This is a genomic window from Streptomyces sp. NBC_00872 (genome assembly GCF_045161915.1).
GTDB lineage: Bacteria > Actinomycetota > Actinomycetes > Streptomycetales > Streptomycetaceae > Streptomyces.
In genome coordinates, this window is the sequence record NZ_CP108806.1 from 1,779,485 (window position 1) to 1,806,161 (window position 26,677).

At 69.6% G+C, this 26,677-nt stretch carries 22 protein-coding genes and 1 tRNA gene; 8 read left to right on the top strand and 15 right to left on the bottom strand.

The features are described 5' to 3' along the window. Window positions 1-40: 40 nt before the first annotated feature. Window positions 41-979: an SDR family oxidoreductase gene (locus OG214_RS07675; protein ID WP_405984287.1), complete on the bottom strand. Its 939-nt coding sequence runs from the start codon at window positions 977-979 to the stop codon at window positions 41-43. 91 nt (window positions 980-1,070) lie between these two features. Further along, window positions 1,071-1,703: an NADPH-dependent F420 reductase gene (locus tag OG214_RS07680; protein ID WP_405984288.1), complete on the bottom strand. Its 633-nt coding sequence runs from the start codon at window positions 1,701-1,703 to the stop codon at window positions 1,071-1,073. A gap of 180 nt (window positions 1,704-1,883) precedes the next feature. Between OG214_RS07680 and OG214_RS07685 the strand changes: the two genes are divergently transcribed. After that, window positions 1,884-2,795: a LysR substrate-binding domain-containing protein gene (locus OG214_RS07685; RefSeq protein WP_363084673.1), complete on the top strand. Its 912-nt coding sequence runs from the start codon at window positions 1,884-1,886 to the stop codon at window positions 2,793-2,795. 596 nt (window positions 2,796-3,391) lie between these two features. Here the strand turns inward: OG214_RS07685 and OG214_RS07690 are convergent. Next, the gene (locus tag OG214_RS07690) at window positions 3,392-4,003 is read right to left on the bottom strand and encodes a TetR/AcrR family transcriptional regulator (protein WP_405984289.1); all 612 of its coding nucleotides are present in this window, start codon (window positions 4,001-4,003) and stop codon (window positions 3,392-3,394) included. 144 nt (window positions 4,004-4,147) lie between these two features. On the opposite strand from OG214_RS07690, the gene OG214_RS07695 reads away from it, so the two are divergent. Together OG214_RS07695 and OG214_RS07700 are read left to right on the top strand one after the other, a co-directional pair. Continuing rightward, a complete protein-coding gene (locus tag OG214_RS07695; protein ID WP_405984290.1) occupies window positions 4,148-4,882 on the top strand; it encodes an SDR family NAD(P)-dependent oxidoreductase in 735 nt (244 codons plus the stop codon). 33 nt (window positions 4,883-4,915) lie between these two features. Beyond that, complete coding sequence (locus OG214_RS07700) at window positions 4,916-5,551, top strand: NADPH-dependent F420 reductase (RefSeq protein ID WP_405984291.1); 636 nt, start codon at window positions 4,916-4,918, stop codon at window positions 5,549-5,551. 126 nt (window positions 5,552-5,677) lie between these two features. Here the strand turns inward: OG214_RS07700 and OG214_RS07705 are convergent. The 4 genes from OG214_RS07705 to sucC all read right to left on the bottom strand — a co-directional run bounded on the left by OG214_RS07705 (window position 5,678) and on the right by sucC (window position 9,833). Continuing rightward, a tRNA-Leu gene (locus OG214_RS07705) sits at window positions 5,678-5,762 on the bottom strand. Between the two features lie 202 nt (window positions 5,763-5,964). After that, window positions 5,965-7,524, bottom strand: coding sequence for an aldehyde dehydrogenase family protein (locus OG214_RS07710; RefSeq protein WP_363082777.1), 1,560 nt, complete (start codon window positions 7,522-7,524; stop codon window positions 5,965-5,967). Window positions 7,525-7,713: 189 nt separating this feature from the next. After that, window positions 7,714-8,616 carry a succinate--CoA ligase subunit alpha gene (sucD, locus tag OG214_RS07715; protein ID WP_363082776.1) on the bottom strand — a complete coding sequence of 301 codons (903 nt, stop codon included), beginning with the start codon at window positions 8,614-8,616 and terminating at the stop codon, window positions 7,714-7,716. Between the two features lie 83 nt (window positions 8,617-8,699). Further along, window positions 8,700-9,833: an ADP-forming succinate--CoA ligase subunit beta gene (gene sucC, locus OG214_RS07720; protein WP_405984292.1), complete on the bottom strand. Its 1,134-nt coding sequence runs from the start codon at window positions 9,831-9,833 to the stop codon at window positions 8,700-8,702. 148 nt (window positions 9,834-9,981) lie between these two features. Here sucC and OG214_RS07725 point away from each other — a divergent pair, with 148 nt between their 5' ends. From OG214_RS07725 to OG214_RS07745, 5 genes are all read left to right on the top strand, one after another. Beyond that, entirely contained in the window at window positions 9,982-11,667 is a 1,686-nt protein-coding gene (locus OG214_RS07725) for a thiamine pyrophosphate-binding protein (RefSeq protein ID WP_405984293.1), read from the top strand. Window positions 11,668-11,679: 12 nt separating this feature from the next. Then, window positions 11,680-12,936 (top strand): formyl-CoA transferase, encoded by a 1,257-nt coding sequence (gene frc / locus OG214_RS07730; RefSeq protein WP_363082773.1) that lies wholly within the window; start codon window positions 11,680-11,682, stop codon window positions 12,934-12,936. Between the two features lie 2 nt (window positions 12,937-12,938). Next, on the top strand, window positions 12,939-15,077 hold the full coding sequence (locus OG214_RS07735) for an acetate--CoA ligase family protein (RefSeq protein WP_405984294.1): 2,139 nt from the start codon (window positions 12,939-12,941) through the stop codon (window positions 15,075-15,077). Window positions 15,078-15,515: 438 nt separating this feature from the next. Further along, on the top strand, window positions 15,516-16,904 hold the full coding sequence (locus OG214_RS07740) for an OFA family MFS transporter (RefSeq protein WP_405984295.1): 1,389 nt from the start codon (window positions 15,516-15,518) through the stop codon (window positions 16,902-16,904). A 1-nt stretch (window position 16,905) separates the two neighbouring features. Then, on the top strand, window positions 16,906-18,330 hold the full coding sequence (locus tag OG214_RS07745; protein WP_405984296.1) for an OFA family MFS transporter: 1,425 nt from the start codon (window positions 16,906-16,908) through the stop codon (window positions 18,328-18,330). A 102-nt stretch (window positions 18,331-18,432) separates the two neighbouring features. On the opposite strand, the gene OG214_RS07750 is transcribed toward OG214_RS07745, so the two are convergent. From OG214_RS07750 to OG214_RS07785, 8 genes are read right to left on the bottom strand one after another with little or no spacing between them, the layout of a single operon-like run. Further along, window positions 18,433-19,494, bottom strand: a complete 1,062-nt coding sequence (locus OG214_RS07750) for a sugar phosphate isomerase/epimerase family protein (RefSeq protein WP_405984297.1) — start codon at window positions 19,492-19,494, stop codon at window positions 18,433-18,435. A gap of 27 nt (window positions 19,495-19,521) precedes the next feature. After that, window positions 19,522-21,018, bottom strand: coding sequence for a nucleotide pyrophosphatase/phosphodiesterase family protein (locus OG214_RS07755; RefSeq protein ID WP_405984298.1), 1,497 nt, complete (start codon window positions 21,016-21,018; stop codon window positions 19,522-19,524). Next, window positions 21,015-22,184 (bottom strand): metabolite traffic protein EboE, encoded by a 1,170-nt coding sequence (gene eboE / locus OG214_RS07760; protein WP_405984299.1) that lies wholly within the window; start codon window positions 22,182-22,184, stop codon window positions 21,015-21,017. Before eboE ends, OG214_RS07755 begins: the two co-directional genes overlap by 4 nt. A 4-nt stretch (window positions 22,185-22,188) precedes the next feature. Then, complete coding sequence (locus tag OG214_RS07765) at window positions 22,189-23,037, bottom strand: TatD family hydrolase (RefSeq protein WP_363085521.1); 849 nt, start codon at window positions 23,035-23,037, stop codon at window positions 22,189-22,191. Beyond that, window positions 23,037-23,678, bottom strand: a complete 642-nt coding sequence (locus tag OG214_RS07770) for an EboA domain-containing protein (protein WP_405984300.1) — start codon at window positions 23,676-23,678, stop codon at window positions 23,037-23,039. Before OG214_RS07770 ends, OG214_RS07765 begins: the two co-directional genes overlap by 1 nt. Next, entirely contained in the window at window positions 23,675-24,520 is an 846-nt protein-coding gene (locus tag OG214_RS07775) for a sugar phosphate isomerase/epimerase family protein (RefSeq protein ID WP_363085519.1), read from the bottom strand. Before OG214_RS07775 ends, OG214_RS07770 begins: the two co-directional genes overlap by 4 nt. After that, entirely contained in the window at window positions 24,517-25,467 is a 951-nt protein-coding gene (locus OG214_RS07780; protein WP_405984301.1) for an SCO3242 family prenyltransferase, read from the bottom strand. The genes OG214_RS07775 and OG214_RS07780 overlap by 4 nt, the downstream gene beginning before the upstream one ends. After that, window positions 25,464-26,594 carry an inositol-3-phosphate synthase gene (locus tag OG214_RS07785; RefSeq protein ID WP_363085578.1) on the bottom strand — a complete coding sequence of 377 codons (1,131 nt, stop codon included), beginning with the start codon at window positions 26,592-26,594 and terminating at the stop codon, window positions 25,464-25,466. The genes OG214_RS07780 and OG214_RS07785 overlap by 4 nt, the downstream gene beginning before the upstream one ends. Window positions 26,595-26,677 lie beyond the last annotated feature (83 nt).

Sequence of the window (26,677 nt, forward strand, 5' to 3'; positions counted from 1 at the left end):
TTGCCGGTTGCCGGGCTCGTTACGATCCGGGTTCCCGCCGTCAGCCGGCGGGGAAATAATGGCCGTTGTCCAGATCGGCGAGGAGGCCGGGCCTGGCGGGTTCCCAGCCGAGGGTCCGGCGGGTGATGAGGTTGGACGCCGGGTAGCTCTGCGTGACGATATTCGTGAGGAACCCGAAGTACCCCGGCGTCATCAGGGCATCGTCGGGAACGCTCACCGCGGGCAGGCCCAGGCGGCTGGCGATGGCCTCGGCGATGTCGCGGAACGTGATGCCCCCGTCCTCGACCGCGTGCCAGTATTTGCCGGCCGGCCCCTTCTCCAGCGCCAGGCGGAACAAGGTGGCGGTATCGCGGATGTGCACGGCGTTCCACAGGTTCGCGCCGTCGCCGTGGTAGCCGACGAAGCCCTTTTCCTTCGCGAGCGCGATCAGCGTGGGGAGGAAGCCGGCACGATCGGTCGTGCTGTGCGCGATGTTGGCGATCCGCACGACCGAAGACCGCACCCCCTGCTCGGCGAGGTCGACCACGGCCCTTTCCACGACGTTGCGGATCCGCAGGGTGCCTTTGTGCTCCTCGCCGGCGGGGAGGGCCGGGTCCTCCTCGGTGGCCGGCCGGCCCAGGTGCTGCCCGGGTGAGCCGATGCTTCCCGCCGTGACCAGCGGCTTTCCGGTTCCCGCGAGTGCCTCGCCGTACGCGAGCATGATCGGGAGCTCCGCGGCGGCCACGGCGTCGAGCCCGCCGGAGGGCAGCAGATCCTGCCTGTGGGCGACGTGGATGACGCCATCGGAGCCCGAGGCTGCCTCCTTGAGCCCGTCGAGATCCTGAAGGTCGCCGCGACGCACCTTCGCGCCGAGCGCTGACAGGGCCGCCGCGGAAGCGTCCGACCGGGCCAGGCCGGTGACCTCGTGCCCGGCGGCGATGAGCTCGGGGATGATGTACGAACCGGAATGGCCGGTCCCCCCGGCAACGAATACGCGCATCTGATTGTCCTTGTGAGGGTAGGTGCAGGATCTTTTCGTGCCGTAAGTGAACTGTCGTAATGCGGCACGAGAGGTAGTGGTAGGGGTGTGCTCAGCCGAGAAGGGTGATGCCGAGGGAGAAATTGGTGTGCTTGACGGAGTGGTTCATGAGGCCCAGCTCCAGCATGCCGACGTTCTCCAGTGCTCGCGCCATGGACAGTTCCCCGGTGTCCCAGGGGCGCAGCCCCAGGCTCTCGACGAACGCCGACACGCGTGCCTTCGCCTGCGCGTCGTCGCCGGCGATGAACACGTCCAGAGGGCGGTCCTCGGCCGGGCCGGCCGCCAGAACGTGGGAGAACACAGTGTTGAACGCCTTGACGACATGCGCGTCGCCGGGAGCCGCCTTGGCGATCTCCTGTGCGCCGGAACTGTCGTCGGGGACGACGAAGCCCTGCAGGTCGGGGGCTACGGGGTTGGTGATGTCGACGATGATCTTGCCGCACAGTGCGTCCCCGTACTCCCTCACCACCGCCGCCGCGCCGGTGTACGGCGCGGCGAGGATCACGATGTCCCCGGTCGGGCCGGCCCCGGCCGTCCCGACCGTGGCGCCGCCGAGTGTGGCGGCCAATTCCTTGGCCTTGGCCTGGTCGCGGCCGATGATCTCGACGGCGTTACCGCCGGCGAGCGCCCGGCCGGCCAAAGCACGGGCCATGTTTCCCAGTCCGATAATGCTGATGCTGCTCATCGGCGTTCCTTCTTTCCGGACTTTGGCCCTGCTGTCAAATTCCAGTGTCGAATTCTTGTGCCGAATTCACTTCGACGCCCTTAAGCGTCTGTTTTTAATGCTGCCATCGGATTTGAGTGGCGTCCAAGACCTATTCAAACCGTGGTGATACCCTGGAGGCATCACCGGGCTGGGGGTTCCATGGATCTGGATCTGCGCAAACTGCGTTACTTCGTCACCGTGGCCGACCGGCTGCATTTCGGCCGCGCCGCCGATGAGCTTCACATCGCCCAGCCGGTGCTCAGCCGGCAGATCCGCGCGCTCGAGCAGGATCTCGGCGTCTCGCTGTTCACCAGGGATCGCCACGGCGTAGAGCTGACAGATGCGGGCCGGCAACTACTGGCCGACGCCGGTCCGCTGCTCGCCTCAACCCACGCGATCCGCCGCCGGGTGTCCGCGGCCGCCGGCGGCAAGCGGCGGCTGATGGTCGGTTTCCGGGCCGGCATTGCAGTCACTCCGGCGGCCCGTGCGTTCGAGGACCGGCACCCGGACGTGGTCGTGGACGTGCAGCGGATCGAAGGGGACGACCAGGCTGCGATGCTGCTCGACGGCCGCATCGACGTCGGCTATGTGCGGCTGCCCATCGACGAGGCCGGCCTGCGCGTCACCCCGCTGTACACCGAGCCGCGGGTAGCGGTACTGCCCGCCGGACACCGGTTGGCCGGCAAGGCGGAGGTCACCGAGGCCGACCTGGCCGGCGAACCGCTGGTCTGGCACGGTGACTCGAGCACGCAGCCCACCAAGCGCCCGCTCTCCAATGCCGGGTACCCGGTGCGCGGGGTGGACGAGACTCTCGAGCATGTCGCGGCCGGACGGGGCATCTCGTTCCTGGCCCGTTCGGCGTCCGTGTTCTACTCGCATCCGGACGTCGTCTTCGTACCCATCCCGGATCTGGCGCCCGACCAGGTGTGCCTCGCGGTGGCGGCATCGCACACCTCGCCGGTAGTAGATGACTTCGTCACTGCGGCTCGGTCGACGGCCGAGATCACGGCAGAATGCGGGAACTACGAGATGTGGCAGCGTGGAGGCGATGTCGTCTCAAGGCACGCTTGAGTAGTTCGACTGCCCCCCGTTCATCATGCGCTGGAGAGCGAAATGGCCTGACGGACTGGGCTGTTGCAGCTGACCTCTGAGCCGGTTCCGTTCTTCGGCCGGCAGTTTTCTGAGGGGCCCCGAAGCACCTGAGACCGACTGGAAGTACGTGCCGCGGATGCGGCTCAAGTCGGCTGATCGCCGGCGGTCCGCCGTTCGTGGTGTCGGGGAGTCGGTCCGTGGGATCCAGAACCCGACGGCGGGTTTCAGCCGGACATGTTGGCTGCCCGCCAGCGTCGCCGGCGGGCCACCCGCATCCTCAGGACCTCCCAGCTGCGTACGAGTTCTTCATGCGCCACCGCGTACGGACTGTGATCAGCCGCCTGTTCGAACCGGCGGCGCGTCAGCGTCCTGGGCCGGGATGACGGCCTCGAACTCCTGAAGTCCTCGGGGGTCACCGGTCTCCCCGGCGGTTTCTGCTGCGGCCTTCAGCAGGCGCGTGGCCAGTTCCGTAAGAGCCGGCAGGTCCGGGCCAGGTGCCGGGCGGCTGGTGTCGCGTACCAGCGGGCTCAGCAGAGCGAGCGGCAAAGCGCCCAGCCCGGCAACGGAGTCCCACGTCAACTCGACACTTCCTCCCGTCGCCGGTCATCGCCGGCTGTGGCGGGGATGGCGTTGTCGATGAGGACGGCGGCGATGGCGGCGGCGGTGGGGAAGGCGTCAGTGTTGAGGACCCGGGTGCGGGCCGCGGCACCGTCGAGGAGCAGCGCGAGCTGCTCACCGAGCTGTTCAGGGTCGGTGGCGCCGGCTTCGCGAGCGGTGTCGGTGAACCGCGCGGCGACGGCTTTCTTGTAGTCGCGTGCGTACTGGGATGCGGGGTGCTGGGGGTCGTGGAGTTCGACGGCGGCGGCGATGTAGGGGCACAGGGGGGTGGTGGGGGGGATGTCGAAGGCGGCGAGGAGCCGTTCGCGGGGCGTGAGGTCGGTGCGGTCGAACACGCCGGACAGAACGGAGGGGTCGAACCGGCGCAGGTACTCGGCGACGAGTTCGTCCTTGCCGGTGAAGTGCTGGTAGGCCGTGCGCTTGGACACCTCGGCCGCCGCGCAAAGCTGGTCCATGCCCGTGCGGTTGATGCCCTGCTCGCGGAACAGCTGCCGGGACGCGCTGAGGATGCGTTCGCGGGCGCCCCGGCCGCGGCGGCGGCCCGTGGGGCCCTTCTCCAACTCCGTCATGGGTCCATCGTACCGCAGCTAGGTAACGACCGGTGTACATAGTTTGCGTCCCAGCCGCCCGCCCCGTACCGTAAGCACACAGGGCGGTGTACATAACACCGTCATCCCAGGTGCGCACGGCACCACCGACCCAAGGGAATGACTATGGGAAAGCTTGACGGCAAGGTCGCGGTCATCACCGGCGGCACCACCGGCATGGCGCTGGCAGGCGCGAAGCTGTTCGTCGAGGAGGGAGCGCACGTCTTCATCACCGGCCGCCGCCAGGACGCCCTGGACGAGGCCGTGAAGCAGATCGGCCGCAACGTCACCGGCGTCCAGGGCGACGCCGCCGACCTGGACGACCTGGACCGCCTGTACGACACCGTCAAGCGGGAGAAGGGAAGCCTCGACGTGCTGTGGGCCAGCGCAGGCGGGGGCGAGCCCGCCCCGCTCGGCGAGATCACCGAGGCCCACTTCGACGCCGCGTTCTACCTCAACGCCCGCGGCACCCTGTTCACCGTCCAGAAGGCCCTTCCGCTCTTCAACGACGGCGGCTCCATCCTCATGACCGGCTCCAACGCCTCCCTCGGCGCCTTCCCCGGCTGGAGCGTCTACGCCGGCAGCAAGGCCGTCCAGCAGGCATGGGCCCGCGTCTGGCTCAACGAGCTCAAGGACCGCCGCATCCGCGTCAACGTCCTGACCCCCGGCCAGGTCGCCACCGCCAAGCAGGAAGAACTCTTCGACGAGGCCACCAAGCGCCAGTTCGAGTCCCTCATCCCCCGCGGCCAGATGGGCCGCCCCGACGAAATCGCCACCGCCGCCCTCTTCCTCGCCTCCGACGACTCCAGCTACGTCAACGGCATGGAACTCGTCGCCGACGGCGGCACCACCGCCATCTGAACCGGACAACGCACAACCAGGGCAGGACATCTCATGAGCAGCATCAGCATCATCGGCACCGGGAACATGGCCCGCACCATCGGAGCACGGGCGATAGCGGGCGGCAACACCGTCGAGGTCATGGGCCGCGATCAGTCCAAGGCCGCCGACCTGGCCAAGGCTCTCGGCGGCGGCGCCACGACGGGAGAATGGGGCACCGCCCCGGCCGGGGACATCGTCATCGTGGCCCTGCTGTACGACGGTGTCGTGCCGGCCGTCGCCCAGTACGGAGACGCTCTCGCGGGCAAGGTCATCGTCGACATCAGCAATCCCTTCAATTCCACGTTCGACGGGCTGGCCCACCGCGAGGAGACCTCGATCGCGCAGAAAGTCGCCAAGGCGGCCCCGGCGGGCGCCAGCGTGGTGAAGGCGTTCAACACCGTCTTCCGCCATGTCCTGGAGAAGGGCCGGCCCGACGTCTTCATCGCCGGCGACAATGCGCAGGCCAAGGCAAGTGTGGAAACGTTCATCGAGAGCCTCGGGCTGCGCCCGCTGGACGTCGGCGGCCTGAAACTGGCGCACTGGCTGGAAGGAGCGGGCGTGGTCACGGTGGGCCTCGCCAACCACGGGGTGGGGAACGTGGACTTCGCCCTCAGCATCACCGAACTTCCCGTCCGAGCAAACGGTTGACGGATCACCGAAAGATCTCGACCGAAGGCTCGGACTCACCTTCACCTACGACTCCGGAAAACAGAAAGTGCTGGCTGAGATGGATCTCAACCAGCACTCTTCGGCAACCCATGGGCTACCGGTCGGTGTCCGAGGGGGGACTTGAACCCCCACGCCCGATAAAGGGCACTAGCACCTCAAGCTAGCGCGTCTGCCATTCCGCCACCCGGACGAGTGGTCGAACCGCGGCGTTCGGTCGCGGCGACGAGGACAACGATACCAGGGGATCGCGGTGCTCCTCACCCGTATATCCGGTGGTCAGCGGTCCTGTGGGGCTGCGGTTGGTGTGGCCCCCGCGTGTGCCGTGCCATGGTGTCGGGCGCTCCTCCGGGGTGGGGAGGGGCGCCCGACGGGTCGGGGTCAGTGGGTGTGGGTCACGGCATCAGGTGGTAGTCCGGGAAGTTGCCCGGAGGGCGTTCGCCCGGGGGGCCGTCCGTGACCGCTCGTACGAGGAGTTCCCCGCCGACGAAGGCGCCTCGCCAGGAGTGGCCGAAGCCGCCGAAGAGCTCGTCGCGGTCACCGCGCGAGCGGGGCTTGCCGTGGCCGACCTTGAACGCGCGGATCTGCGGGGAGAGCCGGGCGTAGGTGGCCGGGTCGTCGGTGGAGAGGGTCGCGACGAGGGCGCCGTTCGAGGCGTTCATCGCGGCCAGCAGTTCCGCCTCCGTGTCGACCAGGACGATGGTGTCGACCGGGCCGAAGGGTTCCGCGTGGTGCAGCGGGGAGGACGGGGGCGGGTTGAGGAGGGTCACCGGCGGGAGGTAGGCGCTGGTGTCCTGGCCGGGCAGGAACAGACCGTCGGACAGCGATCCCTCGTGCAGCGGGACCGCGCCGCGGCTGATCGCCTCGGCGACATGGTCCGCCAGTTCCTTGGCCTTGGCCGCGTTGATGAGCGGACCGAAGTCGAGCTCCGGCAGCGGGTCCCCCGGCTGCTCGACCGCCAGGGGGTGGCCCAGCCGGATGGAGCGTACGGCGGGGAGGTACGCCGCGAGGAAGTCCGCGAAGAGCGAGCGCTGGACGACGAAGCGCGGATACGCCGTGCAGCGCTGCTTGCCGTAGTCGAACAGCTTGGGGATGACGGCCGTCAGGGCGTTCCAGTCGCTGTAGTTCCAGATGCCCCAGGTGTTGAGTCCCTCCTGTTCGAGCACATGGCGCTTGCCGAGGTCCGCGACCGCGGTGGCGATCCTGGCGCCGGTGTCCCGGCCTCCGACGAAGGAGACACAGCCGATCTCCGGCGAGCGCACGAGCGCCTCGGAGAGCTCGCCGCCGCTGCCGCTGACCAGGGTGACCGGGATTCCCTCGCGCACGGCGAGCGCGGAGGCCAGGGTCAGACAGGCCACTCCCCCGTCGGTGGGGGCCTTGGCGATCACGGCGTTGCCGGCCAGTGCCTGCACCAGCATGGCGTGGACCAGGACGGACATCGGATAGTTCCAGCTCGCGATGTTGGAGACCGGGCCCGCCAGCGGGGTCCGGCCCTCCAGCATCCGGTCCACGTTGTCGACATACCAGCGCACGCCGTCGATCGCACGGTCGACGTCGGCCTGGGCGAGCCGCCACGGCTTGCCGATCTCCCACACGAGGAGCAGGGCGAGCAGTTCACGGTGTTCGGTGAGCGCGTCGAGCGTGGCGCCCACACGCGCCTTGCGCTCCGCGAGCGGAACGTGCCGCCAGACGCGGTGCTCGTCCAGACAGGCGCGCACAGCCTGCTGGGCGGTGGCCGCGTCCAGCCGCGGCGGCCCCGCTATGGGGCTTCCGTCGACCGGGCTGGTGGCGGGCAGGGCGCGGCCGTCGGACTGCCACGAGCCGGCCCAGAGATTCAGTACACGGTCGTCCTGGAAGGCCTCGGGCGCCACCGCGAGGCAGCGCTCCCAGGCGTCGGCCCAGGCCGTGCCGGGCTTCAGCGACAAAGTCAATTGAGGGGTGAGGGTGGGTGCCATTGAGGGTCTCCGCTTTCAGGGGCGGGAAATGACATGGCTTGTCCTGCCTGCCGTGGAAGCCGGCAGACAAGGAGTGATGGTGGTGAGGGGAATCAGGTCGTCATGGGTCGCGACCTCTTGTTACTCGACGGTAGAGCGGTGGTCCGCCCGACGGTGGTGGGCCGGTCCGGGGCGGCGGCACGCACTCCGTCAATTATGAGTGACGTCACGTGTCGCCGCGAGGCGGTCGAGGACCAGCCTGGCCGTCTCCGAGGGAGTCGAGCCGACCCGTACGCCGACCGCCTCCAAAGCCCGTTTCTTGGCCTCGGCCGTCCCTGAGGAACCGGAGACGATCGCCCCCGCGTGCCCCATGGTCTTGCCCTCGGGCGCGGTGAACCCGGCGATGTAGCCGATCACCGGCTTGCTGACATGGCCGGCGATATAGGCCGCCGCCCGCTCCTCCGCGTCGCCGCCGATCTCACCGATGAGCACGATGATCTCGGTGTCCGGGTCGTCCTCGAACGCGGCGAGGCAGTCGATATGGGTGGTGCCCACGACGGGGTCGCCGCCGATTCCGACCGCCGAGGAGAAGCCCGTCTCCCGCAGTTCGTACATGAGCTGGTAGGTGAGCGTGCCGGATTTGGAGACGAGCCCGATCCGGCCGGGCTTGGCGGCGATGTCCGCCGGGATGATGCCCGCGTTGGACTGTCCGGGGCTGATCAGCCCGGGACAGTTGGGGCCGACGACACGGGTGCCCCGCTCCCTGGCGTACGCCTGGAAGACGACCGCGTCATGGACCGGGATGCCCTCGGTGATCACGACCGCCAGTTCGATGCCCGCGTCCGCGGCCTCGATGACGGCGGCCTTCGCGAACGGCGGCGGTACGAAGACGACCGTGACATCCGCGCCCGTCGCCTCCATGCCTTCACGCACGGAGCCGAAGACGGGCACGGCGCGGTCGTCGAAGTCGACGGTACGGCCCGCCTTGCGCGGGTTGACACCGCCGACGACATCGGTGCCGGCGGCGAGCATCCGCCGGGTGTGCTTCATGCCCTCGCCGCCGGTCATGCCCTGGACGAGGACCTTGCTCTCCTTGGTCAGAAAGATCGCCATGGTGTCCGCTCTCCTTGAGCCGGGTGGCCGGATCCGGGTGGTCGGGCCTGTTGGTGGCCGGCCTCTCTCGATGGCCGGGCGTCCTATCCGGCGGATGCCAGTACGGCGGCCTGGCGGGCCGCCCCGTCCATCGTGTTGACCTGGTCCACGAGCGGATGCGCGCGGTCCGCGAGGATCGCACGGCCGCGGGCGGCGCTGTTGCCGTCGAGACGCACCACGAGCGGCTTGGTCAGCCGCACCGACTCCAGTGCCTGGACGATCCCCTCGGCGACGGCGTCACAGGCCGTGATGCCGCCGAAGACATTGACGAAAACGGACTTGACGTCCGGGTCGGAGAGGATGACGGACAGTCCGTCCGCCATCACCTGCGCGGACGCCCCTCCCCCGATGTCGAGGAAGTTGGCGGGGCGGGCCCCGCAGCCGGCGACCACATCGAGGGTGGACATGACCAGGCCCGCGCCGTTGCCGATGACACCGACCTCGCCGTCGAGCTTGACGTAGTTGAGCCCCTTGGCCGCCGCGGCCGCTTCGAGCGGGTCGGCGTACGGATCCTCCTCGGTGTCGCCCCAACGCACCTGCCGGAAGCGCGCGTTGTCGTCAAGGGTGACCTTGCCGTCGAGGGCGATGATCGGCCCGTTCGATGTACGCACCAAAGGATTCACCTCGACCAGCAGGGCGTCCTCACGGACCACGACCTGCCAGAGCGCCTGGAGTACCGGAACCGTGTCCGGAGGCAGCTTCGCGGCGGCCGCGATCTGTGCCGCCTTGGCCTCGGTGACCCCCTCCGCGGGATCGACCGGGATACGGGCGACGGCCTCCGGTCGGGTGGCGGCGACCTCCTCGATCTCCATTCCGCCCTCGGCCGAGGCGATGGCGACGAAGGTCCCCGCCGCACGGTCGAGGACATACGAAACATAGAACTCGGCTTCGATTTCCACTGGTTGAGCGAGCATCACCTTCCTGACGGTGTGGCCCTTGATATCCATACCGAGGATCTGACGCGCGGTCAGTTCGGCGGCGGCCGGGTCGGCCGCCACCTTGACCCCGCCCGCCTTCCCGCGGCCCCCCGTCTTCACCTGCGCCTTGACGACCACACGGCCGCCGAGACGTTCGGCGGCGAACCGGGCCTCCCTGGCCAGTTCCACCACTTCGGCCTCGGGCACCGGGATGCCGTAGTCCGCGAAGAGTTCTCTTGCCTGGTGCTCGTACAGATCCATGCCGGCTCCCATTTGACGAAAGTGCCGCACGCCCCCTGGACACCATCCACCGGATGCGGGATAACAAGCTTCATACAGTATTCGTCGACTGTATGCAATGTACCGGGAGGGCCCCCGCCCTCCCCTACGAAGGGACAGGACCGCCCTCATGCCCGACGACAGCCAGGAGCTCATCTCCGGTGGTCATCTGGTCGCCAAGGTACTCAAAGCGCATGGTGTAGAGGTCGTCTACACCCTCGCCGGCGGCCACACCACCGACCTCCATGACGGCTGCGCCGACGCAGGCATCGACATCGTCGGCGTACGGCAGGAGCGGGTGGCCGCACTTGCCGCCGACGGCCACGCGAGGATCACCGGCCGGCCCGGCTGCGCGGTGGTCACGTCAGGTCCCGGCATCACCGACGCCCTCACCGGCGTCGCCGGCGCTTTCCGCGCCGAGTCCCCGATGCTGCTCATCGGCGTCCGAGGAGCGCACGGCCGGCACACGATGGGGTCACTCCAGGAACTGCCGTACGTGGACCTGATGGACCCGATCACCAACTTCGCGGCCACCGTGCCGGAACCGGCGCACGCGGCCGGTCTGGTGTCGATGGCGTTCCGCGAGTGCTGCCTCGGCGCCCCCGGCCCGTCCTTCCTGGAGATCCCGAGCGATGTACTGGATGCCAAGGTGCCACTGGAGAAGGCCCGGATACCCGAGGCCGGTCACCACCGGACCCCGGCCCCCGCGGCCGGTGACCCCGAGGCCGTCGAGAAGCTCGCCGATCTGCTCGTCCGGGCCGAGAAGCCGGCCGTGCTGCTCGGCGGCCAGGTCTGGACGACCCGGGGAACGGACGCCGCCGTGGCGCTGGTGCGGACACTGAACGTACCCGCCTATATGAACGGGGCGGGCCGTGGCACCCTGGCGCCCGGCGACCCGCACCACTTCGAGCTCTCCCGTCCGTACGCGTTCGCCAACGCCGATCTCATCGTCGTCGTGGGCACCCCCCTCGACATCCGCACGGAGTACGGCACTCGGCTCTCGCCGACGGCGACCGTCGTCCAGATCGACCTCGACCACCGCACCGTCGACAAGAACCGCGACATCGACCTCGGCATCGTGGGCGACGCCGGACTCGTACTCTCGTCGGCCACCGAGGCCGCGAGCGCACGGACCGGTCCTGGCTCCCTCCGGCGCGAGGCCTGGCTGGAGGAGCTGCGTACCGCCGAGCGGACGGCGGTCGAGAGGCGGCTCCCGCAGCTCACCTCGGACGCCACACCCATCCACCCGTACCGGCTGGTCCACGAGATCGACCGGTTCCTCACCGAGGACTCGGTCTACATCGGCGACGGCGGCGACATCGTCACCCTCGCCGGCCAGGTCGTCCAGCCCAAGTCCCCCGGTCACTGGATGGATCCGGGCCCGCTCGGCACCCCCGGTGTCGGTATCCCGTTCGTCCTCGCCGCCAAGCGGGCCCGGCCCGGCAAGGAGGTCGTGGCGCTCTTCGGCGACGGCGCCTTCTCGCTGACCGGCCCGGACTTCGAGACCCTCGTCCGTCACAACCTGCCGTTCGTCGGCATCATCGGCAACAACCACCGGATGAATCCGGCTCGTCACGCGGAGGCCGCCGCATACGGCCGGGAGCGGGAACGGGCCGGCGGCAACCCTTTCGGAGACATCGGCTACGACACATTCGCCCAGATGCTGGGTGGTTACGGCGAAGAGGTACGCGACCCGGCCGACATCGCGCCCGCTCTCCGGCGGGCCCGCGAGTCCGGGCTGCCCTCGCTGATCAACGTCCGGGTCGACCCCGACGCGTACATCCCCGCGACCGTGAACCAGACCAGGTACAAGTAGAGGAGCCCCCTCATGACGCAGGCTCTTGAGACCGCAGTGGGAACGAAGGCGCTCACAGGCATACGGGTGCTGGACATGACGCACGTTCAGTCCGGCCCCTCGGCAACGCAGTTGCTCGGCTGGCTCGGTGCCGACGTGGTGAAGCTGGAGGCACCCTCCGGCGACATCACCCGTAAGCAGCTCCGCGACATCCCCGATGTCGACTCGCTGTACTTCACGATGCTCAACTGCAACAAGCGCTCCATCACCCTCAACACCAAGACGGAGCGCGGCAAGGAGATCCTCACGGAGCTCATCCGCCGCTCCGATGTGATGGTGGAGAACTTCGGTCCGGGAGCCGTGGATCGGATGGGTTTCACCTGGGAGCGCATCCGGGAGATCAACCCGCGGATCGTCTACGCCTCCATCAAGGGCTTCGGCGACGGCCCGTACACCAACTTCAAGGCGTACGAGGTCGTGGCGCAGGCCATGGGCGGCTCGATGGCCACCACCGGTTTCGAGGACGGGCCCCCGCTCGCGACCGGCGCGCAGATCGGCGACTCCGGCACCGGCATCCACGCCGTCGCCGCCATTCTCGCCGCGCTCTTCCAGCGTGAGCACACCGGTCGCGGCCAGCGGGTCAATGTCGCGATGCAGCACGCGGTGCTCAATCTCTGCCGGGTGAAACTCCGTGATCAGCAGCGGCTGGCCCACGGTCCGCTCGCGGAGTACCCGAACGAGGACTTCGGGGACGAGGTGCCGCGCAGCGGCAACGCGAGCGGCGGCGGCCAGCCCGGCTGGGCGGTCAGATGCGCCCCCGGCGGCCCCAACGACTATGTGTATGTGATCGTCCAGCCCGTCGGCTGGCGGCCGGTCACCGAGCTGATGGGCCGTCCCGAGCTGGCGGACGACCCGGAGTGGGCGACCCCCGAGGCCCGGCTGCCCAAGCTGGGCAAGATGTTCCAGCTCATCGAGGAGTGGACGAGCACCCTGCCCAAGTGGGAGGTGCTGGAGAAGCTCAACGCCCACAACATCCCGTGCGGGCCGATCCTCTCCACCAAGGAGATCATCGAGGACGCCTCGCTGGCCGCGAACGACATGGTCATCGAGGTCCCCCACCCCAAGCGCGGGTCGTTCACCACCGTGGGCAACCCGCTGAAGCTCTCCGACTCCCCCGTCGACGTGGTCACCTCCCCCCTGCTGGGCGAGCACAACGAAGAGGTGTACATCGGCGAACTCGGTCTCGACGACGAGGAACTGCGCCTGCTCAAGTCGAACGGAGTCATCTAGCAGTGGACAGCACGGAACCGAATCAGCAGGCCGTACGGGCGGTCCTGGACGCCGCGCTCGCCGAAGGCCGTACGGCCCTGACCGCTCCCGAGGGGAAGGCCGTCACCGACGCGTACGGCATTCCCACCCCGGCCGAGGCTCTCGCCGAGACCGTCGACGACGCCGTGGCACTCGCGGACCGGATCGGTTTCCCGGTCGCACTGAAGATCGTCTCTCCCGAGGTCCCGCACAAGACGGAAGCGGGCGGGGTGAGGATCGGCCTGAATTCGCACGCGGAGGTACGCGGGGCCTTTCTGTCGATCGTCACCAATGTCCGGGCCTACGACCCGAAGGCGCGGATCCTCGGCGTCCAGGTCCAGCAGATGGTGCCGGCCGGTACGGAGGTACTGATCGGTACCGTCACCGACCCGACCTTCGGCAAGATCGTGGCCTTCGGTCTCGGCGGGGTCCTGGTGGAGGTCCTCAAGGATGTCACTTTTCGGCTCGCGCCGGCGACCGGGGACGACGCGCTGTCGATGCTGGACGGGATCCGCGCCGCGGAGATCCTGCGCGGGGTGCGCGGCGGCGCGGCCGTGGACCGGGAGGCGCTGGCCGGGCTGGTGGTCAAGGTGTCACAACTGGCTGCCGACTTCCCCGAGATCGCGGAGGTCGACCTCAACCCGGTGTTCGCGTCCGAGAGCGGGGTGATGGCCGCCGACGTACGGATCCTGCTGACCGGCGAGGTCCCGGCCGTACGGCGTACGTACACCCGGGAGGAGATCCTCACCTCCATGGGGCGGCTGATGAAGCCCGCCTCGGTCGCGGTGATCGGTGCCTCCGGCGAGCCGGGCAAGATCGGCAACTCGGTCATGCGCAATCTGATCGACGGCGGTTTCCCGGGCGAGATCCATCCGGTGAACCCCAAAGCCGATGACATACTCGGCCGTAAGGCGTACAAGAGCGTGATGGATGTGCCTGGTGAGCCCGATGTGGCGGTCTTCGCGATCCCCGCGAAGCTCGTCCCCGCGGCGCTGGAGGAAGTGGGCCGCAAGGGCATACCGAACGCCGTGCTGATCCCGTCCGGCTTCGCCGAGAGCGGCGAGCACGAACTCCAGGACCGGATCGTGTCCATCGGCGAGGAGTACGGCGTACGGCTGCTGGGGCCGAACATCTACGGCTACTACTCCACCTGGCACGATCTCTGCGCCACCTTCTGCACACCGTACGACGTCAAGGGCGGCGTGGCGCTGACCTCGCAGTCCGGCGGTATCGGCATGGCGATCCTGGGTTTCGCCAGGACCACCAGGACGGGCGTCTCGGCCATCGTCGGCCTCGGCAACAAGTCGGACCTCGACGAGGACGATCTGCTGACCTGGTTCGGCGAGGACCCCGACACGGAATGCGTCGCGATGCATCTGGAGGACCTCAAGGACGGGCGCGCCTTCGTGGAAGCGGCGCGCGCGACCGTACCGAAGAAGCCGGTGGTGGTCCTCAAGGCGGGGCGTACGGCGGCGGGGGCGAGGGCGGCGGGATCGCACACCGGCGCGCTCGCCGGTGACGACACGGTGTACGACGACATCCTGCGGCAGGCCGGTGTCATCCGGGCGCCGGGGCTGAACGAGATGCTGGAGTACGCGCGGGCGCTGCCCGTGCTGCCCACCCCGCGGGGCGGCAATGTCGTGGTCATCACGGGTGCGGGCGGCTCCGGTGTGCTCCTCTCGGACGCCATCGTCGACAACGGTCTGTCGCTGATGGAGATCCCGCCGGATCTGGACGCGGCGTTCCGCGCCTTCATCCCGCCCTTCGGGTCGGCCGGCAACCCGGTGGACATCACCGGTGGTGAGCCTCCCTCCACCTACGAGGCGACGATCAGGCTGGGGCTGGCGGATCCGCGGATCCACGCGCTGGTGCTGGGGTACTGGCACACGATCGTCACCCCGCCGATGGTCTTCGCGGAACTCACGGCGCGGGTCGTGGCGGAGTTCCGGGCACAGGGCGTCCAGAAGCCCGTGGTGGCGTCACTGGCGGGCGATGTGGAGGTCGAGGAGGCGTGCCAGTACCTCTTCGAGCGCGGGGTGGTGGCCTACCCGTACACCACGGAGAAACCGGTCGCCGCGCTCGGTGCGAAGTACCGGTGGGCCAGGGCTGCGGGGTTGCTGTGACACGCCGCCGACACACCGAAACGGCCGGGGGTCCGGGGGTCGCACCCGGGACAACACGGCCGGTGGGCCAGGGCTGCGGGGTTGCTGTGACACGCCGCCGACACACCAAAACGGCCGGGGCGCCCGTGATGCCCCGCACGCACACCGCATTCGCTGATATGACACACCGTCAGCACACACAGTCGTCCGGTGGACCGGGGTTCGTGCCCGGGACCGCCGGAGGTCCGGGGGTTGCACCCGGGACAACACAACCAGTGGGCCGGGACCGCGGGGTTTTTTCGAGACACCGTCAGCTCCGCACTCCTGGCGCACCGTCGGAACAGCACACCGGTCAGGTGGTTGGGAGGTTACCGATGACCTAGCCCGCCCGGGGCAGCACGAAAGGTTTTGGACAGGGGGCGCTGGCCAGCTCTTTCGATGCAAGGGGTGCAACACCACATGACAACTACCGAAATCTCGACATCCGTCCCCTTCAAGGAGGTGACGGACGGGAATGGCCGTGTGTACCGGATCGGTGAGACCGACCGGGACATCATGGGCCGTCCCCGATGGACGATGGTGCTCTTCCCCTGGATGGGGATGATGGGCATCAGCTCGTCCGAGTACGCGTTCACCTCGGCGGAGGACACTCTGCACGAAGCACACCTGTGGAGCAGCGGGCACATCTTCTGGCTCATGGGCGTCTGGATCTTCTTCCAGGCGGCCGTGGCCTTCCCCGCGGGGCAGCTCCGTGAGAGCGGCAAGCTGCCCGCCCGGTACGCCATGATGCTCGGCGCACTGGGTACGGTCCTGGGCTATCTCTCCCTGGCCTACGCGCCGCATGTGATCGTGGCGTACATAGGCTTCGGAATGTTCAGCGGTATAGGCGCCGGTCTGGTCTATGCCACCTGTGTGAACATGGTCGGCAAGTGGTATCCGGAGCGGAAGGGAGGCAAGACCGGCCTCGTCAACGGCGGTTTCGCCTACGGCTCCGTGCCCTTCGTCTTCCTCTTCACCTCGTACATGGACCTGAGCAACTACCAGACCGTTCTGGTGGCTGTCGGTGTCATCTGCTGCCTGGTCGTCGCCGTCGCCGGCTGGTTCTTCAAGGACCCGCCGAAGTACTGGTGGCCCACGGGAGCGGACCCGCTGAAGACGTCGGAGGACCCCCGTATCCGGCGTGCGCTGGAGAAGAACCCGCCGGCGCTGAAGCAGTACACACCGAAGGAAGCGGCACGGACGCCCGTGCTGTGGATGATGTGGTTCTGCCTGCTGTGCACGGCCGGCATCAACATCTTCGGTATCGCCTTCCAGGTCCCCTTCGGCAAGGACATGGGCTTCGCGGGCGGGATCGTGGCAACCGCGATGTCGCTCAAGGCGATCGTGAACGGTACGGGACGCGGTGTCATCGGCTGGATCTCCGACCGGTACGGACGCCGTAACACACTGATCTTCGTCTGTCTGGTCCTGGGCAGCGCGCAGTTCGGTGTGCTCGTCTCCGGCTCCATGGGAAGCATGCCGTTCTTCCTCTTCTGCTCGATGGTCTCCGGCTTCGGCGGCGGCGCGATCTTCCCGCTCTTCGCGGCGATGACGGCGGACTACTTCGGAGAGAACAACAACGCTTCCAACTACGGCATGGTCTACAGCTCCAAGCTGATATCCGGCCTGGTCGGCTCCGGTATGGGAGCCGTGGTGGTGGCCGCCTGGGACTACGAGGGCGCGTTCGTCATCGCCGGCAGCATCGGCCTCGCATCAGCGGTACTGGCCCTGTTCCTCAAGGCGCCAGGAAGGCCGAGTCACAAGAAGATCCAGCCCAACCCCAACCCGATCGGTCGGGAGATCGCCTGACATGACAGCACAACCTCTCTCCGGTACGTCCGCGCCGGCTCCGGCCGGCGCGGACTACCGCGAAATCACCGACGCACGTGGCCGTGTCTACCGGATCGGTGAATCCGACCGGCAGATCCTCGGCCTCCCCCGCTGGACGATGGTGGCGCTGCCCTGGCTCGCCATGCTCGCCATCAGCGTCTTCGAGTACGCCTTCGGGGCTGCGGAGGAGACCCTGTCCAAGGCTCATCACTGGAGTTCGACGAACACCTTCTGGGTGCTCAGCGTCTGGATCTTCTTCCAGGCCGCTGTCTCCTTCCCGGCCGGCCGGCTGCGGGAGAAGGGCATCCTCAAGAGCAGGGCGGCCATGCTCATCGGCTCGTTCTTCTCGCTGGTGGGGTTCGTCAGCCTCAGTCACGCGCCGAACATCTGGCTCGCGCTGGTGGGTTTCGGCCTGCTGGGCGGGCTCGGCTCCGGACTGATCTACTCGACCTGCGTGAATATGGTCGGCAAGTGGTATCCGGAGCGCAGGGGCGGCAAAACCGGGCTGGTGAACGGGGCGTTCGCCTATGGCGCCGTGCCGTTCATCTTCCTCTTCACCTACGGTTTCGACACCTCGAACTACCACACGGTGCTCGACCTGGTGGGGATCTACGTCCTGGTGCTGACGCTGGTCTCGGGCCTGTTCTTCAAGGATCCGCCGAAGAACTGGTGGCCGGAGGAGGTGGATCCGCTCAATATCGCCGGTGATTCGAAGACCGGGAGGGCTCTCGCCAAGAACCCTCCCGCGGTACGGCAGTTCACGCCGAAGGAGGCGCTGAGGACGGGTGTGGTGCCACTGATGTGGCTCTGCATGCTCTGCTGCGCCGGGGTGTCGATCTTCGGTATCTCGTTCCAGGTGCCGTTCGCGAAGGAGATGGGCTTCGGCCCGCTCATCGCGGCGTCGTCCATGGGTGTGATGTCGGTGATCAACGGCACCGGGCGCGGTGTGGTGGGCTGGCTGTCGGACAAGCTGGGCCGGCAGGCCACGCTGACCTATGTGTGTCTGACCCTGGCCGTGGCCCAGTTCGGTGTGCTGTGGGCGGGCGAGATCCGCAACCAGACACTGTTCCTGGTCTTCGCCTTCCTGTCCGGCTTCGGCGGCGGTGCGTTCTATCCGCTGTTCGCGGCGCTGGTTCCCGACTACTTCGGGGAGAACAACAACGCCTCGAACTACGGCATGGTCTACAGCGCCAAGCTGGTCAGCGGTCTGTTCGGCGGTGGTCTCGGGGCGGTCGTGGTGGCCTCGTGGGGCTTCGTCGGCGCGTACGTGGCGTCCGGTGTGGTCTCGCTGATCGCCGCGGGACTCTCACTGGTACTGCGGCAGCCCGGCGGTCCGGAACGCGGGCGAAGGACGGTCGTACTGCCGTGGGCGCGTACGCGCGCGCCGGGTGAGGCGCCCGCCTGACCCGGCGGGGGCGGGCGTCATCACACAGACGGCCCCCCGCGCGGCTTCCTTCGAAGCCGCGCGGGGGGCCGTCGCTCTTGCCCGTCCCGCGGGGGGTACGGATTACCGCCGTTCGCGCAGCGAGTGCAGATGCGCGGCGGACTTGCGGGCGAAGGCGATCGAGTCCACCGGCTGGTCGTGCTCGACCTGCCAGTGGTGGTCACGGCGGCCACCGCGGGTCTTGTTCACCGCCGATATGAAGCGCTGGTAGTCGATGTCGCCGTCACCGACGTCCACCATCCGGTACCCGTCGCGGGCGGCGATGTCCTCGATGCCGTCCTTGACATGGAAGAGCGGGTAGCGGTCGGGCTGCTTGAGCACATAGCGCAGCGGGTCGAAGGGGGCGGGCTTGCCCTCCGGGGTCTTGCTGAAGCGGAACTGGCCCGCGAAGGCCCAGTAGATGTCCATCTCCAGAAAGACCAGATCGGGGTCGGTCTCGGCCAGCAGGACGTCGTAGAGGCGGACGTTCGGCTGGTCGGTGGCGAAGGAGAACTCCTCCGCGTGGTTGTGCTGGTAGAACTTCAGCCCCCGTCGCCTGGCCGCCGCGCCGTAGGTGTTGAAGTCCTCGGCGGCCCGCTTCCAGGCGTCCACGGTGGAGCCGTAGCGGAACGGTCCCGAGGCCGTCCCCACATGTTCGAGACCGAGGGCCTGGGCGTCGTCCAGGACCTGTTCGAGGTTCTGGGCGAAGCTGTAGGCGCCGGGGTTGTTGTCGTCGTAGTAGTTGACATGGCTGCCGATGGGCTTGAGCCCGTGGTCCCTGGCCAGCCGCTTGAGCTGGGCCAGTGTGATCTCCCCGGCGGAGCCCTGGGTGTAGCCGGCGAATTCGATCTCGTCGTAGCCGAAGCGTTCCAGCTCGTCGAAGACCTTGGCGAAGCCGATGGTGGAGACCTTGTCGCGCAGTGAGTAGAGCTGGACGCCGAGTCGGCCGGTGGGCAGGACGGGCTGTCCCTTGCCGGGTCCGTGCCCATGACCGTGACCGTGTCCGTGTCCCTTGCCGTGCGCGGCGGCCGGGGTGGCCGCGGCGCCGAGGACGGCGGCGGCGGTGGCGCCGGCCGCGACCCCGAGCATGGAGCGTCTGCTGAGCTTCTGCGCGAGCTCGGGGTCGGCTGACTTCTTGCGGCTCATTGCGGAACTCCTTCTGTCAGTGGGGTGTCAGTGCAGTCCGGCAAGGTGGAGGAGGAGCGACTTCACATCGGTGGCCGCGACACGGCCATCGACGGCACGGGGGGTGGAGCAGAGGATGAGCGGACCTTCGTCGTCGCTCCGGGGGAGGCGGCCATGGCTGCCGCGGATCGGTGAGGGATCGAGGGGCACGACCGCGAGGCGGTAGCGCATACCCAGCTTCTTGCGGGCGATCGCCTTGGCCGCCTTGAGACGTACATACGGGTCGAGCGGGTCCATGAACAGCTCGACGGGGTCGTACCCCGGCTTGCGGTGGATCTCGACGAGCTGGGCGAAGTCGGGCGCCCGGTCGTCGTCGAGCCAGTAGTAGTACGTGAACCACGCGTCGGGTTCGGCGATGGCGACCAGCTCGCCCGAGCGCGGGTGGTCGAGACCGTGCGCCTTCTTGCCCTCGTCGTCCAGGATCTCGTCGATCCCGGGCAGGTCCTGGAGCGCCTCACGGGTGGCGTCGAGATCCTCCGGGCGGCGTACATAGACATGGGCGAGCTGGTGGTCCGAGACGGCGAAGGCCCGGGAGGCCATCGGGTCGAGATACTCCATGCCGTCCTGGGTGTGGACCTCCAGCAGCCCGGCCCTGCGCAGTGCCCGGTTGATGTCGACGGCCCGGGAGACCCGGGTGATGCCGTACTCGGAGAGCGCGACGACGGTACGGCCCTCGTCCCTGGCGTCGTCGAGGAGCGGGGCCATGGCGGTGTCCAGCTCGGCCGCCGCCCGGTGGGAGCGGGGGTCGTCGGGACCGAAACGCTGGAGGTCGTAGTCGAGATGCGGCAGATAGCAGAGCGCCAGATCGGGGGTGCGGGTGCGGATGATGTGACGCGTGGCGTCGATGATCCACTGGGAGGAGACGATGTCGGCGCCGGGGCCCCAGAAGTGGAAGAGGGGGAACGTGCCGAACTTCTCGGTGAGTTCGTCGTGCAGCGCCGGCGGACGGGTGTAGCAGTCGGGTTCCTTGCGGCCGTCGGCGTAGTAGACGGGGCGCGGGGTGACGGTGTAGTCGGTGTCCGCGCCCATCGCGTACCACCAGCAGATGTTGGCGACCGTATAGCCGGGGTGGACCCGGCGGGCGGCGTCCCAGAGCTTGTCGCCGGAGACCAGACCGTTGTGCTGGCGCCAGAGCAGTACGTCGCCCAGCTCGCGGAAGTACCAGCCGTTGCCGACGATGCCGTGCTCGGCGGGGAGGGTTCCGGTGAGGAAGGTGGACTGCGCGCTGCAGGTGACGGCGGGCAGCACCGTACTCAGCGGGGCCTGGGAGCCGGAACCGGCCAGCTTGCGCAGGTTCGGCATATGCGCGAGCAGCTGGGGCGTGAGCCCGACGACATCCAGGACCAGAAGGGGAGTCGGCGACACGGCCGGCTCCGCCGCGGGGGCCGGGGCCGGGGCGGGGTCCGTAGCCGGGGTGGGGGCCGGGGCGGGGGCCGGGGCTTCGGCGGGGATCTCGGCCGGCGACGCGGCCGGGGTCTCGGTCATGGCAGCTCCTTCAGGCCGAGGTCGACCAGCAGGTCGCGGGCCAGGGTGAGTTCGGCGGCGATCCCCTCGGCGAGCTGTCCGCGCGAGCGGGGACGCAGCTCGGCCGGGAGCGCCTGCCAGGTATAGGTCTCGACCTCCAGATGGCGGGTCTTCGGCACGGCGCCGCCGATCAGCCGGGTGAGGGTGTCCTGGAGCACCGGAAGCGTGGAGGTGAGCGGCGGGGCGGGCGGCGCGTGCAGCGGGACATGGAAGTGCGCGCGCCAGGGGGCTCCGTCGGGCAGTGTCTCGCCGCCGAGTGCCTCGTCCAGATCGTCGGTGCCGCGCAGCCCGGCGGCGGTGCGGGTACGGGTCTGGTGGAGGAAGCGGGGCTCGGCGAACGCGCCGAGTGCCTCCCGTACCTCCGGCAGATGCGGGTTCTCGGCGTGCAGGGCGGCGGAGAGCTGCGCCTTGGGGATGACGACGCCCGCGGCCTCCAGCGCGCCCAGGGCGGTGGCCGGGTCCTCGAAGGAGGTGGCGAGATGGCAGGTGTCGATGCAGATGCCGATCCTGCCGCTGCCGATCTCCGTGAGCGGGCCGATCGCGTCGGCGGTGGTCTCGACGGTGCAGCCGGGCTCCGGCTCCAGGGCGATCCTGATGGACTTGCCCGTCAGGTCCTCCAGCGCGTCGAGCCGTCCGGCGAGCGTGGTCAGCGCGGTGCGGGAGGCGCGGGCCGCCGGGGCGTCGAAGGCGGTGCGCCAGGCGAGCGGGAGGGTGGAGACGGAGCCCTCGGTGACATCGTCCGGCAGCAGCGAGGCCAGCAGCCTGGCCAGATCGCTGGTGTGGGCGAGCCGCTCCGGATCGGCCCAGTCCGGCTTGTAGACGCGGTACTTGACCTCTTCGGCGCCGAATCCCTCGTAGGGGAAACCGTTGAGCGTGACGACTTCGAGGCCGCGCCGGTCCAGCTCGGCGCGGAGTCCGCGCAGCGCGGCGGGGTCGTTGATCAGGGCCTGGGCCGCGCCCTTGGCGAGCCAGAGGCCGATACCGAGACGGTCGCGGCCGAGCCGTTTGCGTACCGGCTCGCAGTGGTCGCGCAGCTGGGCGAGTACGCCTTCGAGGTTCTCGGCGGGGTGGACATTGGTGCAGTAGGAGAGATGGACGGTGGTGCCGTCGGGGTGGCGGAAGCGCATGGGGTCACTCCCCGCCGCGGAGGATGGAGTTGCCCTCGTGGAGGGCCTCCGGTGCGGGGACGTCGAGCTGGAGTCTCCCGCTGAGCCCGTAGAAGGCGACGGGGTTGCGCCACAGGACCTGATCGACGTCGTCCTCGCCGAAACCGGCGGCGAGCATCGCGTCCGCGACCTTGCGGGTCTTGAGCGGGTCGCTCTTGCCCCAGTCCGCGGCCGAGTTGACGAGCACCTTCTCGGTGCCGTGGGCCTTGAGGACGGTGACCATACGGTCCTCGTCCATCTTGGTGTCGGGGTAGATGGAGAAGCCCAGCCAGCTCCCGCTCTCCGCCGCGTCCTTGACCGTCGTCTCGTTGAGATGGTCGAGCAGGACCCACTCCGGGTCGAGGGCCGATTCCCGTACGACGTCGATGGTGCGGCGCAGGCCCGACAGCTTGTCCCGGTGCGGGGTGTGGACCAGCGCGGGCAGCCCGTGGTCGGCGGCGAGCTGGAGCTGCGCGGCGAGCGCGGTGTCCTCGGCCGGGGTCATGGAGTCGTAGCCGATCTCGCCGACGGCGACGACACCGTCCTTGGCGAGATAGCGGGGCAGGGCGTCCAGCACGGGCGCGCAGCGAGGGTCGTTCGCCTCTTTGGGATTGAGGGCGAGCGTGCAGTGGTGGGCGATGCCGTACTGGGCGGCGCGGAACGGCTCCCAGCCGAGGAGCGCGTCGAAGTAGTCGAAGAAGCTCGCGGGTGAGGTACGGGGCTGGCCCAGCCAGAAGGACGGCTCGACCAGGGCGCGGACGCCGGAGGCGTACATCGCCTGGTAGTCGTCCGTGGTGCGGGAGGTCATATGGATGTGGGGGTCGAAGATGCGCATCAGGACTCCTCGCCGGTCAGATTCAGCGCGTGGTGCAGGTCGGCGGGTACGGGACGGCCTGCCGCGGTGCGCTCGGCCGCGAAGTCGGCGAGCATACGGGCCAGTTCGGCGTCTCCGTGGGCGCGTCTCGCCAGGCCGTCGACGGCGGCGACGGGCACTTCGGTGAAGAGGCACTTGAGGATGGCGTGCCGCCACGCGTGGGGGTCGAGGTGGGCGGCGGCGTACGGACCGACGGCGGCGGCGACCAGCCGGGTGTCATTGGTCCGCAGGGCGTCCTCGATCAGCGGCAGCGCGCCGGGTCCTGTGACACGGTGGGGCAGGACGAGCAGTACGGCGCGGCGTTCGGCGGCGGTGCCCTGGTGGTAGAGCCGGGTGAGGGTGGCGAGGCCGGCGCGGGCCTCCTGGAGGAGCAGGACGCGTACGGAGTCGGCGTGTTCCTGGCCGCAGTGGCGTCCGGCGGCGGCGAAGCGCAGCTCCCAGGGGGCGGCGGCAACGTTGTCGCTCTCCTCCGTCTCCTCCGTGGGTCCGGAGTCCGCGGCGGCCTCCGCCGCTTCGGCGAGGGCCGCGTCGAGCCAGGCCCCGGCGGCTCCGTCGAGCCGGAGTGGCGGGTCCTCGCGGGTGGGCGGCGGGTCCGAGGTCATGCTGCTGCTCCCTTCGTACGGAGGAAGTCCAGGGAGGTACGGGCGAGTTCGGGGCCCGCGTGGGAGTGGCGGGGCAGTTCGACGACGGTCAGGCCCTCGTAGCCGGTGGCGGCCAGCGCGGCGAGCACCGGCGGGAAGTCGATCTCGCCGTCCCCGAAGGGCAGATGCTCATGGACACCGCGCCGCATGTCCTCGATCTGCACATGGCGCAGCCAGGGCGCGGCCTCGCGGACGCAGTCGACGGGCGGGGCGGGCTCCAGACACTGGCAGTGGCCTATGTCGAGGGTGAGGCCGAGCGGGTCGGGGTCGCCGAGCCGGTGTCTGAGCTGGTGGAAACCGGCGATGTCCGGGACGAGATGACCGGGCTCGGGCTCGACGGCGAGGGGGATGTCGGCGTGCTCGGCGGCGTTGACGACGGGGGTCAGCGCCTCTTCGAGCCGCTTCCACGCGGTGTCGGTGTCGGTGCCCGGCGGGGTGACCCCGCTGAAGCAGTGCACGGCGTGCGCACCGAGATCGGCGGCGACCTGAACGGCCGTCAGCAGCAGCCCCGTTCGGGCGGCGCGGCCCTCGGGGTCCGGGTCGAGCAGGGTGGGGCCGTGCTTGCGGCGCGGATCGAGCACATAGCGCCCGCCGGTCTCGACGGTGACCCCGAGCCCCAGCTCCCCCAGCCGGCGGGCGACACGCTGGGTGCGGGCGGCGAGATCGGGGGCCATGGGGTCGAGATGCATATGGTCGAGGGTGAGTCCCACACCGTCGTAGCCGAGATCGGCGAGGAGCCCGAGCGCGTCGTCGAGCCGGAGATCGGTGAGTCCGTTGGTGCCGTATCCGAAACGCAGACTCATGTGAGGCTCACTTTCCGTGCGAACGTCCGTGCCAGTGGTACGAGCCCCATGATTCCGAGCGCGGTCCCGGCGGCCCCGCCGCGTGCGGCGAGCGCCGCCTGGAGCGGGATCATCGCGCGGATCCCGCCTCCGACGGCGCGCTGGGTGAGAGGCGGGGAGGGGTTGAGCGCGGCGTGCGCCAGCGGACGGCCGGCGGTACCGACGTAGACGGCGGCGAGCCCCCCGGCGGCGAGGGAACCGGCGGAGGCGGGGGTGCCCCGGCGCCACCGCCCGGTCAGGACCCCGAGCCCGGCGGTCCCCATGAGCGCGGCGAGAGGCGCGAGGGTGGACCCGCCCTGTGCCTCCTGGCGCGACACGACGGTGACCCCGACGGTATGCGCCCCGAGCACGGCCGCGGCGGGCAGCGCCTTACGGACGGCGCCCGCGCCGCCCGGCCGGCCGCGGCCGTGGACCGGCGGCGGTGTCGGGCGCGCGGGCGTGGCCCGTGGGGCGCGGGTCCTGGGCGCGGTCGCCGTCGCGCCCAGGAGCAGATCCAGGGATCTCGCCGCGCCCATGGCCAGCGGGCCGGCCGGGGTGTGTTTGAGATGGAGGTCGTACGACCAGACGGCGGCGGCCAGGGCGGTGCCGATCGCGAGGGACGGGCGGCCCGCGCGGGCGGCGAGGGTCAGTCCTGTGGCGGTCAGGGCGGCGGCGGCCGTCAGGGCCGCCGCCGGGGTGATCCGGCCCGACGGGATGGGGCGGTGCGGGCGGTCCACGGCGTCCTCGTCGCGGTCCGCCCAGTCGTTGAGCGCCATGCCCGCCTCGTAGAGACAGAGCGACGCGCCCACGGCCAGCGCCGTACCCCGGTTGGGGCGTACGCCGAGGGCAGCCGCGCCGGCCAGGGCGTCGCCCGGGACCGTGAACAGGGCCGACACCCGCAGCAGTTCCGCCCAGGCGCGCAGGCTCACCGGCTCTCCCTCAGCCGGTCGGCGAACCCCAGCAGCGCCTCGAACTGCTCGGCCAGCGCCGCCGGTCCGCCGTCCGGATCCTTGAAGTAGAAGCCCAGCTCGGGCAGGGGACCGCTCAGTCCCGCCTCGTGCGCGCGCGACACCAGCCGCGCCAGATCGAGCACCAGGGGCGCCGCGAGCGCGGAGTCGCACCCCTGCCAGATCGTCTGGAGGATCATCCGCGAGCCGAGGAAGCCGTCGAAGGCGATATGGTCCCAGGCCGTCTTCCAGTCGCCGAGCGCCGGCACGTCGTCGATATGCACCTCGCCCTCGGGCGCCGTGCCCAGGGTGTCGGCGAGTACGCGCTCCTTGCCCGCGTTCTTGGCCGCGGCCGCGCCCGGGTCGGCCAGCGCCGCTCCGTCCCCGCCGCCCAGCAGGTTCGTGCCCGACCAGGCCCGTACGGTCAGGGCGCGCTGCACGAACATCGGGGCGAGCACGGAACGGAGCAGCGTCTGGCCTGTCTTGCCGTCGCGGCCGGCGTGGGGAAGTCCGCCGGCCTCGGCGGCCGCTGTCAGGGCCTCGGTACGCAGCCCGGTGGACGGCGTGAAGTTGACGTACGAGCAGCCGGCCCGCACCGCCGCCGCCGCGTACAGCGAGCTGGCGGGCAGCCGCGGATCGCCCGGCGCCGGGGTGGGTTCGGTGGAGGACACATTGACGACGACCGTCCGCGCGACACCCGTACGCCGGGCGAAGCCCGCGATGTCGTCGGCGAAGGCGGCGATGAGTTCCTCGTCGCTCCTGGTGTCCCCTGGCTGGGGGCCGCCGGTCCTTATCTCCTGGTCGGCGGCGCTCAGTTCGGCGTGTATCGCGGCGGGCAGACCGTGCGGCAGCACCCCCGCGACGGTCAGCTCCTCCGCCCGCTTGGGCAGCGGGCAGCTCGCCGTGTCATGACCGCCGAACACGAGCGAGGAGAGGGCGGGAAGGCCCGTCCCCGCGAAGGGCGCGGTCTCGGTGACCATGCCGGTCGCGGGATGGAGCCCCGCCGTGACCGCCGCGCATCCCGCGACAGCCGTCGTGGCGACGGAGCCGCGCGCTCCGACGAACCAGACTCCGGTGCGTACTGCAGTCGATTCCGTACCGCTCGTCATCACGGGCTGCCTCCCTGCCGATGGTGTGGTGGTGGTTGGTGGACGGCGGGCGGGGGGTACGGCGCCTCCCCGCCCGCCGCCGG